We start from the raw sequence: 10,149 nt of genomic DNA, 5'->3' as shown, positions 1-10,149 counted from the left end.
CCGGGTTGTGTCACTCGCCTGTGGACAAGTGGGAGCGTTATGCCGGGGTTTGCCATGTTGCGCCCTGCGGATCAGGCGGGGTCGATCTCGCGGAGCAGACCGGTGGTCACGTCGAAGACGAACCCGCGGACATCGTCGGTGTGCAGCAGGAACGGCGAGGTCCGCACGCGCTGCATGGACTGCCGGACGTCCTGCTCGACGTCCCGGAAGGCCTCTACGGCCCAGGCCGGCCGCTGACCGACCTCCATCTCCAGTTCGTGCCGGAAGTCCTCGGTGAGCGACTCCAGACCGCAGCCGGTGTGGTGGATGAGCACCACGCTGCGGGTCTTGAGCGCGCGCTGGCTGATCGTGAGCGAGCGGATCACGTCGTCGGTGACGACGCCGCCCGCGTTGCGGATGGTGTGACAGTCGCCGAGTTCCAGGCCGAGCGCGGCGTGGAGGTCGAGACGGGCGTCCATGCAGGCGACCACGGCCACATTCAGCACGGGTCGCGCGTCCATGCCCGGATCGGTGAAGCCGGCGGCGTACCGCTCGTTGGCCTCGACGAGTCGGTCGGTGACCGTGCCGGGGGTCCGTATCACGTCGGCGGAAGGGTGCGCAGAGGTCGACATGTCTACGACGGTAGTGGTCACGGGCGCTCATGGCCCGCTGTGAGAGCGGACAAAGAACGTCAATGAGCCTTGTTGTGAGGTAACCCACAGGCAGGGGAGGAGGGGGCCCATTCGGGTGAGTCATCCTGAATGCCCCGCTCCGGCCGAAGCCCCGTGCGACGCGCCAGCCGGTTGATTGACCGCCACGGCCAGTGGACTAAAGTGACGCGAAGTTCACGGAGACATTGAGCGATTTCCGCGCTTTCTCCCCCGCGTGCGCGGCGGATGCGTAGCGGCCGCGCCGAATCTGAGCCGAATTCTGAGAGGGCGCAATTGAGCAACGACCGACACGTCCCGGTGATGCTCCAGCGGTGCCTGGACATGTTGGCCCCCGCCCTGGAGCGCCCCGGCGCGGTCGTCGTCGACTGCACCCTCGGCCTCGGCGGCCACAGCGAGGCGCTGCTCGCGCGGTTCCCCGAGGCACGTCTGGTCGCACTCGACCGGGACAAGGAGGCGCTGCGGCTCTCGGGCGAACGGCTCGCCCCGTACGGTGAGCGCGCGACGCTCGTCCACGCGGTCTACGACGAGCTGCCCGAGGTCCTCGACCGGCTCGGCATCCCGCGCGTCGACGGCATCCTCTTCGACCTGGGCGTCTCCTCCATGCAGCTCGACGAGGCCGACCGGGGCTTCGCCTACGCGCAGGACGCCCCGCTCGACATGCGCATGGACCAGACGACCGGCATGAGCGCGGCGGAGGTCCTCAACACCTACCCGGCCGGCGAGCTGGTCCGGATCCTGCGGGCGTACGGCGAGGAGAAGCAGGCCAAGCGGATCGTCTCGGCGATCGTGCGCGAGCGCGACAAGGAGCCGTTCACCAGCAGCGCCCGCCTGGTCGAGCTGATCCGCGACGCGCTGCCGCAGGCGGCCAAGCGCACCGGCGGCAACCCGGCCAAGCGCACCTTCCAGGCCCTGCGCATCGAGGTGAACGGCGAGCTGACCGTCCTGGAGCGGGCGATCCCGGCGGCGGTGAAGGCGCTCGCCGTGAGCGGCCGGATCGCGGTCCTGTCGTACCACTCCCTGGAGGACCGCCTGGTCAAGCAGGTCTTCGCGGCGGGCGCGGCGAACACCGCGCCGCCCGGCCTCCCGGTGGTCCCCGAGCAGTACCAGCCCCGGCTGAAGCTGCTCACCCGAGGCGCCGAACTCCCCACCGAGGAGGAGATCGCCGAGAACCGCCGAGCCGCCCCGGCCAGGCTCCGGGGGGCGCAGCGCATCCGGGAGGACGCACTGTGACCGCCGGGGCGTGTCGCACCACCACCCCGCGCGAGGCGCCCGGCGCAGCCACGGCTCCGCGCCTCGTGGGCGGGGAAGAAGCTCACGGAAGCGAGCGGGCATGACGACGAAGGGGCCGCTCAAAGGGCGGGCGGCGCGGCTCGGGCGGCTCATGCCCTCGGGGCCCAGCACCGCCGCCCGTACCCCCTTCGTCCTTCTTGTCGTGGTGCTCCTCGGCGGCGGTCTCATCACGCTCCTGCTGCTCAACTCCGCCCTCAACCAGGGCTCCTTCAAGCTGCGTGACCTCAAGAACCGCACCACCGAGCTGACCGACGAGGAGCAGGCCCTCCAGCGCGACGTGGACGACTACTCGGCGCCCGACGCACTGGAGCGCAGGGCCCGGGAGCTCGGCATGGTCCCCGGCGGCAGCCCCGCCTTCCTCGACCCGAGCGGCAAGGTCCTCGGCGAGCCCTCCGAGGCGACGGCCGAGCCGAAGCCGCCGCCCGCCCCGAAGCCCGACGCGGCTCCGCCGGGCACGAACCCGGCGACGAGCGCCCCCTCCGGCACCGCCACGACGGCCACGCCTTCCGGCGCGACCTCCGCGGAGCCGCCGGAGACACCAGAGGCGCCCGAGACGACGCAGAAGACGACCGCGCCCGCCCCGACGACCTCCGGCAGGTGACCGCAGTGCCCCCCAAGGAGCCCCCGCGCCGCCGGGTCCCCGGCCCCGCCGGGCCCGCGCGCCCCGCCCGTCCCCGGCCCGCCGCCGCACGCTCCGGTGACGCACGCTCCGGCGGCGCCCCGCGCAGGCCCGCTCCCCGGCCTCCCGCACGGCCCAAGGTGCGCACCATCCGGCTCGGCAGCCCGAAGCCCCGGCTGCGGCTCGTCTCGCTCGGCCTGACCCTCGTGATGCTGGTGTTCGTCGTCCGCCTGCTCCAGGTGCAGGCCGTCGACGCGAGCGCCCTCGCCGCGAAGGCCGAGGCGCACCGCTACCAGGAGTACACGCTCTCCGCGGAGCGCGGCGAGATCACCGACCGCTCCGGGATCGCGCTGGCCGCCAGCGTCGACGCGTACGACATCACCGCCGACCCCAAGCTCTTCACCCCCGAGGAGAGCAAGGTCCAGGACGCCCCCGAGCAGGCCGCCGCGCTCCTCGCGCCGCTCCTGGGCAAGGAGCCCGCGGACCTGGCGAAGAAGCTGCGCACCCCCAAGTCCCGCTACACCCTGCTGGCCCGCAAGCAGACCCCGCAGGTCTGGAACCAGATCAAGGACCTCAAGAAGGTCTACGGGCAGAAGTCCAAGCCCTCCGAGGGCGGCAACGGCGTCAACCTGCTCGGCGGCATCCTGAGCGAGCCCAGCAGCAAGCGCGTGTACCCCAACGGCGAGCTCGCCGCCGGAATACTGGGGTACGTCAACGCCGAGGGGCGGGGCGGCGGCGGTCTGGAGTCGATGCTCGACAAGGAACTCGCGGGCCAGGAGGGCAAGATCAGGTTCGCCGAGTCCGGCGGCCGCCAGGTGCCCACCGCGGGCTCCCGGGGGACCCCGGCCGTACCCGGCTCCGACATCGAGCTGACCATCGACCGGGACATCCAGTGGGCCGCCCAGCAGGCCATCACCGAGCAGGTGAAGAAGTCCAAGGCGGACCGCGGCTACGTCATAGTGCAGAACACGAGGACCGGCGAGGTCCTGGCCATGGCCAACGCCCCCGGCTTCGACCCCAACGACCTCTCCGCGGCCAACTCCGCCGCGATGGGCAACGCGGCCCTGCAGGACGCCTACGAGCCCGGCTCCACCAGCAAGGTCATGTCCATGGCCGCCGTCCTGGAGGAGGGCGTGGCGACCCCCGGCACCCACGTCGTCGTCCCCAACCGGCTGCACCGCGGCGACCGCCTCTTCAAGGACGACATCAACCACCCCACCTGGTACCTGACGCTCAACGGAGTCCTCGCCAAGTCGAGCAACATCGGCACGATCCTGGCCACCGGCCAGCTCGGCAGGACGCAGGCCGAGTCCAACCAGGTCCTCCACTCCTACCTGCGCAAGTTCGGCATCGGCAGCCCCACCGGGCTCGGCTACCCGGGCGAGACTCCGGGCATCCTCGCCAAGCCCCGGAACTGGTCGACCTCGCAGCAGTACACGATCCCCTTCGGCCAGGGGCTCTCGATCAACGCCATGCAGGCGACCTCGGTCTACTCGACCATCGCCAACGGCGGCGTACGGATCGAGCCCACCCTCGTCCGCGGCACCAAGGGACCCGACGGCCGCTTCACTCCGGCGCCCGCGCCGAAGGAGACACGGGTGGTCAGCGAGAAGACGGCCAAGACCCTCGCCACGATGCTGGAGTCCGTGGTCGAGGACCGGGAGGGCACCGGCACCAAGGCCCGGATCCCCGGCTACCGCGTCGCGGGCAAGACCGGAACGGCCAACCGGGTCGACCCCGAACGCGGCGGCTACCACGGGTACACCGCCTCGTTCGCGGGCTTCGCACCCGCCGACGACCCGCAGATCACGGTGTACTGCGCCATCCAGAACCCCACCAAGGGCAGCTACTTCGGCGGCCAGATCTGCGGCCCCATCTACAAGGAGGTCATGGAGTTCGCCCTCAAGACACTCCACGTGGCCCCGACGGGCAGCGAGCCCGCCCGACTGCCGGTCATCTTCAAGGACAGCGAGTGACACCCCGGGAGCACCAGTGAGCACGATCACCCCCGATTCCGGGAACCGGAAATCGAACTCCGGCGACGCCCCGGCCTCTTTTGGCCCCGCGGCGGGTGGGCCCGGTACGCTCACCGCCGTGCCACACGCTGATCAGTACCGAACCGCCCCGCCCCGCCCGGAGCAGGCCCGCCCGACACCCCTGGGCGACCTGGCCTCCCGGCTCGGGACCGAGACGCCCGGCGACGCCGCCGTCACGGGCATCACCCACGACTCGCGGGCGGTACGGCCCGGCGACGTGTACGCGGCCCTCCCCGGCGCCCGGCTGCACGGCGCCGACTTCGCCGCCCAGGCCGCCGGCCTCGGCGCCGCCGCGATCCTCACCGACCCCTCCGGCGCCGAACGCGCCGCCGCGACCGGCCTGCCGGTCCTGGTCGTGGAGAACCCGCGCGGCCGGATGGGCGAGCTCGCCGCCGAGATCTACGGCCGGCCGGGCGAGGACCTCCTCCAGATCGGCATCACCGGCACCTCGGGCAAGACCACCACGGCCTACCTCGTGGAGGGCGGCCTCAAGGCGGCCGGGCGCACGAGCGGCCTCATCGGCACCGTCGAGATGCGGATCGGCGACGAGCGCATCAAGTCGGAGCGTACGACCCCCGAAGCCACCGACCTCCAGGCCCTGTTCGCGGTGATGCGCGAACGCGGGGTGGAGGCGGTCGCCATGGAGGTCTCCAGCCACGCCCTCGTGCTCGGCCGGGTCGACGGCTGCGTCTTCGACGTCGCCGTCTTCAACAACCTCAGCCCGGAGCACATGGAGTTCCACTCCGGCATGGAGGACTACTTTCAGGCCAAGGCGCAGCTCTTCACTCCGGAGCGCAGCAGGCGCGGCGTGGTCAACCTCGACGACGCCTACGGCCGCCGGCTCGCCGGGGAGGCCGGCGTCCCCGTCGTCACCTTCTCCGCCGAGGGCCACCCGGACGCCGACTGGCGCGCCGAGGCCGTCGAGATCGGCTCCCACGGCTCCACGTTCACGGTCGTCGGGCCCGAGGGCGAGCGGATCTCCGCCGCCGCGCCGCTGCCCGGCCCGTTCAACGTCGCCAACACCCTGGCCGCGATCGTCACCCTGGCCGTCGCCGGGATCGACCCGCAGACCGCCGCCGACGGCGTCGCCGCCGTCCCCGGCGTCCCCGGCCGGCTGGAGCGCGTCGACGCCGGCCAGCCGTACCTCGCGGTCGTCGACTACGCCCACAAGACGGACGCCGTCGAATCGGTCCTGCGCTCGCTGCGCAAGGTCACCGAGGGGAAGGTGCACATCGTCATCGGCTGCGGCGGCGACCGGGACACCACCAAGCGCGGCCCGATGGGGGCCGCGGCGGCCCGTCTCGCCGACACCGCCGTACTGACCTCCGACAACCCCCGTTCCGAGGACCCGCTCGCGATCCTCGCCGCGATGCTCGCCGGCGCCGCCGAGGTGCCCGCCCACGAGCGCGGCGACGTCCTGGTCGACGCCGACCGCGCGGCGGCCGTCGCCGCGGCCGTGGCCCGCGCCCGGCCCGGCGACACCGTGCTCGTCGCCGGCAAGGGCCACGAGCAGGGCCAGGACATCGCCGGTGTGGTCCGCCCGTTCGACGACCGCCAGGTCCTGCGCGAAGCGATTGAACGCAGCCTCAAGAACAGTCAGGGATAAGTTGTGATCGCCCTCTCCCTCGCCGAGATCGCCGAAATCGTCGGCGGGCAGTCGTACGACATACCGGATCCGGCCGTCCGGATCACCGGTCCCGTCGTCATCGACTCCCGTGAGGTGAAGCCCGGCAGTCTGTTCGCCGCCTTCGCCGGCGAACAGGTCGACGGCCACGACTACGCGGCCCGCGCCGTCGAGGCGGGCGCGGCAGCCGTGCTGGCCGCCCGCCCCGTCGGCGTACCCGCCATCGTCGTGGACGACGTCCAGTCGGCCCTCGGCGCCCTCGCCCGCGCCGTCGTCGAACGCCTCGGCACCGATGTCGTCGCGCTGACCGGCTCGGCCGGCAAGACCTCCACCAAGGACCTGATCGCCCAGGTCCTCGACCGCCACGCCCCCACCGTGTGGACGCCCGGCTCGCTCAACAACGAGATCGGGCTGCCGCTGACGGCGCTGCGCGCGAGCGACGAGACCAAGCACCTGGTCCTCGAGATGGGCGCCCGCGGCATCGGTCACATCCGCTACCTCACCGGACTGACCCCGCCGCGCATCGGACTCGTCCTCAACGTGGGCACCGCCCACATCGGCGAGTTCGGCGGCCGCGAGCAGATCGCCCAGGCGAAGGGCGAACTCGTGGAGGCGCTTCCCCCGGCCGACGAGGGCGGCGTGGCCGTCCTCAACGCCGACGACCCGCTCGTCCGGGCCATGGCCGAGCGGACCCGGGCGCGCGTGACGCTCTTCGGAGAGTCGGACGAAGCGGTCGTACGTGCCGAGAATGTCCGTCTCACAGCGAACGGACAGCCCTCTTTCAAGCTTCACACACCCACCGGGTGCAGTGACGTGACCTTGCGCCTGTACGGTGAGCACCACGTGTCGAACGCGCTCGCCGCGGCCGCCGTCGCCCATGAGCTGGGCATGCCCGTCGAGGAGATCGCCACCGCGCTCTCGGAGGCGGGCACCCTGTCGCGCTGGCGCATGGAGGTCACCGAGCGTCCGGACGGCGTGACGATCGTCAACGACGCCTACAACGCGAACCCCGAGTCCATGCGAGCCGCTCTGCGCGCGCTCGCGGCCATGGGCCGGGCCGCACAGGCCCAGGGGGGCCGGACGTGGGCGGTGCTCGGCAAGATGGCCGAGCTCGGAGACGCATCGCTCGCCGAGCACGACGCGGTCGGACGGCTCGCCGTCCGGCTCAACGTCAGCAAGCTCGTGGCAGTAGGGGACAGGGAAGCGTCCTGGCTGCAACTGGGCGCATATAACGAGGGTTCGTGGGGTGAGGAGTCGGTGCACGTGTCCGACGCGCAGGCGGCTGTCGACCTGTTGCGCAGAGAGCTGCGCCCGGGGGATGTCGTCCTTGTGAAGGCTTCCAGGTCTGTCGGTCTTGAGCAGGTCGCCCTGGCGCTGCTCGACTCCGAGAGCGAGGTCACGGGCCGATGAGGCAGATCCTCTTCGCGGGAGCCATCGGGCTCTTCCTGACCCTGATCGGCACCCCGCTGCTCATCAAGCTCCTTGCCCGCAAGGGGTACGGGCAGTTCATCCGCGACGACGGCCCGCGCGGCCACGCCGGGAAGAAGGGCACGCCCACCATGGGCGGTATCTCCTTCATCCTGGCCACGCTCATCGCGTACGCGCTCGCCAAGGTCATCACCGGTGAGGACCCGACGTACTCGGGTGTGCTCGTCCTCTTCCTGATGGCCGGCATGGGCCTCGTCGGCTTCCTCGACGACTACATCAAGATCGTCAAGCAGCGTTCGCTGGGCCTGCGCGCCAAGGCGAAGATGGCCGGCCAGCTGATCGTCGGCATCGCCTTCGCCGTGCTCTCCCTGCAGTTCGCGGACCTGCGCGGGCTCACCCCCGCCTCCACGAAGCTCTCCTTCATCACCGACTTCGGCTGGGCCATCGGGCCGGTGCTGTTCGTGGTCTGGGCGCTCTTCATGATCCTGGCCATGTCCAACGGCGTGAACCTGACGGACGGTCTGGACGGCCTGGCCACCGGCGCGTCGGTGATGGTCTTCGGCGCGTACACGTTCATCGGCCTGTGGCAGTTCCAGGAGTCCTGCGCCAACGCGGTCACCCTGACCAACCCCAACGCCTGCTTCGAGGTACGCGACCCGCTCGACCTCGCGGTCGTCGCCTCCGCCCTCATGGGTGCCTGCTTCGGCTTCCTGTGGTGGAACACCTCGCCGGCCAAGATCTTCATGGGTGACACCGGCTCGCTGGCCCTCGGCGGCGCGCTCGCCGGTCTCGCCATCTGCTCCCGTACCGAGCTGCTGCTCGCCCTGCTCGGCGGCCTGTTCGTGCTGATCACCATGTCGGTGGTCATCCAGGTCGGCTCGTTCAAGATGACCGGCAAGCGCGTCTTCCGGATGGCCCCGCTCCAGCACCACTTCGAACTCAAGGGGTGGTCGGAGGTCCTGGTCGTCGTCCGGTTCTGGATCATCCAGGGCATGTGCGTCATCGTGGGCCTGGGCCTCTTCTACGCGGGATGGGCATCCGAAAAGTGAGCTGGAACGGCAAGAGGGTCACCGTCGCGGGTCTCGGGGTCTCCGGGATCCCGGCCGCCCGGGCCCTGCACGGCCTGGGCGCCGTCGTGACCGTCGTCAACGACGGCGACGACGCGCGGTCCCGGGCGCAGGCCGAGGAGCTGCGGGCCGAGGGGATCACCGTCCGCCTCGGCGACGGCGACACCCTGCCGGAGGGCAGCGAACTGGTCGTCACCGCCCCCGGCTGGCGGCCCGACAAGCCGCTCTTCGCGGCCGCCGCGGAGGCGGGCGTGGAGGTCTGGGGCGACGTCGAGCTCGCCTGGCGTCTGCGTGGCCCTGATGCCGCTCCCTGGCTCGCCGTGACCGGCACCAACGGCAAGACCACGACCGTGCGGATGCTCGCCTCGATCCTCCAGGCCGCGGGGCTGCGGACCGCCGCCGTCGGGAACATCGGGGTCTCCCTCCTCGACGCCGTCCTCGGCGAGGAGACGTACGACGTCCTCGCCGTCGAGCTCTCCAGCTACCAGCTCCACTGGGCCCCGAGCCTGCGGGCCCACTCGGCCGTGGTGCTCAACCTGGCGCCCGACCACCTCGACTGGCACGGAACCATGGAGGCGTACGCCGCCGACAAGGGCCGGATCTACGAGGGCAACACCGTGGCCTGCGTCTACAACGTGGCCGACAAGGTCACCGAGGACCTGGTCCGCGAGGCGGACGTCGAGGAGGGCTGCCGGGCCATCGGCTTCACCCTCGGCACCCCCGGCCCGTCCCAGCTCGGCGTCGTCGAGGGCATCCTCGTCGACCGGGCCTTCGTCGAGAACCGGCAGAAGCAGGCCCAGGAGCTCGCCGAGGTCGCGGACGTCCAGCCGCCGGCCCCGCACAACATCGCCAACGCGCTCGCCGCGGCCGCCCTCGCCCGCGCCTTCGGCGTGGAGCCGAAGGCCGTACGGGACGGGCTGCGGGCCTTCCGGCCCGACCCGCACCGCATCGAACTGGTCGAGGAGATCCAGGGCGTCGTCTACGTCGACGACTCCAAGGCGACCAACACCCATGCCGCGGAAGCCTCGTTGGCGGCCTACGACCCGATCGTCTGGATCGCCGGCGGCCTCGCCAAGGGTGCCGCCTTCGACGAGATCGTCGCCAACTCGGCGAAGCGCCTGCGCGGGGTCGTCCTCATCGGCGCCGACCGGACGCTGATCCGCGAAGCCCTGGCGCGACACGCCCCGGAAGTACCGGTCGTGGACCTCGACCGGACCGACACTGGGGCGATGTCCGCGGCGGTCGAGGAGGCGTCCCGGCTCGCGCGGCCGGGCGACACGGTCCTGCTGGCCCCGGCCTGCGCCTCGATGGACATGTTCACCAATTACAACAAGCGGGGCGAGGCCTTCGCGGACGCCGTCCGCGCCCTCGCCGCGGCCGGGCGCGACTGACCTGACCAGCAAGGAGGTCCGGCAGCGCCGGGCACGACTGGAGG

General features: G+C 71.7%; 8 protein-coding genes. 7 read left to right on the top strand and 1 reads right to left on the bottom strand.

What is annotated here, in order from left to right:
• Positions 1-71: 71 nt before the first annotated feature.
• On the bottom strand, positions 72-611 hold the full coding sequence (locus tag ACFVGW_RS07745; protein ID WP_385851217.1) for a beta-class carbonic anhydrase: 540 nt from the start codon (positions 609-611) through the stop codon (positions 72-74).
• A 312-nt stretch (positions 612-923) separates the two neighbouring features.
• Here ACFVGW_RS07745 and rsmH point away from each other — a divergent pair, with 312 nt between their 5' ends.
• The 7 genes from rsmH (at position 924) to murD (ending at position 10,105) form a co-directional block, all read left to right on the top strand.
• On the top strand, positions 924-1,880 hold the full coding sequence (gene rsmH, locus ACFVGW_RS07740) for a 16S rRNA (cytosine(1402)-N(4))-methyltransferase RsmH (RefSeq protein WP_385851216.1): 957 nt from the start codon (positions 924-926) through the stop codon (positions 1,878-1,880).
• A gap of 100 nt (positions 1,881-1,980) precedes the next feature.
• Positions 1,981-2,541 carry a septum formation initiator family protein gene (locus ACFVGW_RS07735; protein ID WP_385851215.1) on the top strand — a complete coding sequence of 187 codons (561 nt, stop codon included), beginning with the start codon at positions 1,981-1,983 and terminating at the stop codon, positions 2,539-2,541.
• Positions 2,542-2,546: 5 nt separating this feature from the next.
• Entirely contained in the window at positions 2,547-4,535 is a 1,989-nt protein-coding gene (locus tag ACFVGW_RS07730; protein ID WP_385851315.1) for a peptidoglycan D,D-transpeptidase FtsI family protein, read from the top strand.
• Positions 4,536-4,551: 16 nt separating this feature from the next.
• The gene (locus ACFVGW_RS07725) at positions 4,552-6,201 is read left to right on the top strand and encodes a UDP-N-acetylmuramoyl-L-alanyl-D-glutamate--2,6-diaminopimelate ligase (RefSeq protein ID WP_385851214.1); all 1,650 of its coding nucleotides are present in this window, start codon (positions 4,552-4,554) and stop codon (positions 6,199-6,201) included.
• 3 nt (positions 6,202-6,204) lie between these two features.
• Positions 6,205-7,629 carry a UDP-N-acetylmuramoyl-tripeptide--D-alanyl-D-alanine ligase gene (murF, locus tag ACFVGW_RS07720; RefSeq protein WP_385851213.1) on the top strand — a complete coding sequence of 475 codons (1,425 nt, stop codon included), beginning with the start codon at positions 6,205-6,207 and terminating at the stop codon, positions 7,627-7,629.
• Complete coding sequence (mraY, locus tag ACFVGW_RS07715) at positions 7,626-8,696, top strand: phospho-N-acetylmuramoyl-pentapeptide-transferase (RefSeq protein ID WP_189802264.1); 1,071 nt, start codon at positions 7,626-7,628, stop codon at positions 8,694-8,696. Before murF ends, mraY begins: the two co-directional genes overlap by 4 nt.
• Positions 8,678-10,105: a UDP-N-acetylmuramoyl-L-alanine--D-glutamate ligase gene (gene murD, locus ACFVGW_RS07710; RefSeq protein ID WP_385851212.1), complete on the top strand. Its 1,428-nt coding sequence runs from the start codon at positions 8,678-8,680 to the stop codon at positions 10,103-10,105. The genes mraY and murD overlap by 19 nt, the downstream gene beginning before the upstream one ends.
• The last annotated feature ends 44 nt before the right edge of the window (positions 10,106-10,149 follow it).

The organism is Streptomyces sp. NPDC127129, assembly GCF_042671585.1.
Taxonomy (GTDB): domain Bacteria; phylum Actinomycetota; class Actinomycetes; order Streptomycetales; family Streptomycetaceae; genus Streptomyces.
Note: the sequence above shows the minus strand (reverse complement) of the source record. Positions and strands in the feature narration are given on the sequence as shown.

Excerpts from the sequence above, each read along its gene's own strand:
- murD (WP_385851212.1), top strand. The coding sequence starts at position 8,678 with ATGGGCATCCGAAAAGTGAGCTGGAACGGCAAGAGGGTCACCGTCGCG.
- ACFVGW_RS07745 (WP_385851217.1), bottom strand. The coding sequence starts at position 611 with ATGTCGACCTCTGCGCACCCTTCCGCCGACGTGATACGGACCCCCGGC.
- mraY (WP_189802264.1), top strand. The coding sequence starts at position 7,626 with ATGAGGCAGATCCTCTTCGCGGGAGCCATCGGGCTCTTCCTGACCCTG.
- ACFVGW_RS07735 (WP_385851215.1), top strand. The coding sequence starts at position 1,981 with ATGACGACGAAGGGGCCGCTCAAAGGGCGGGCGGCGCGGCTCGGGCGG.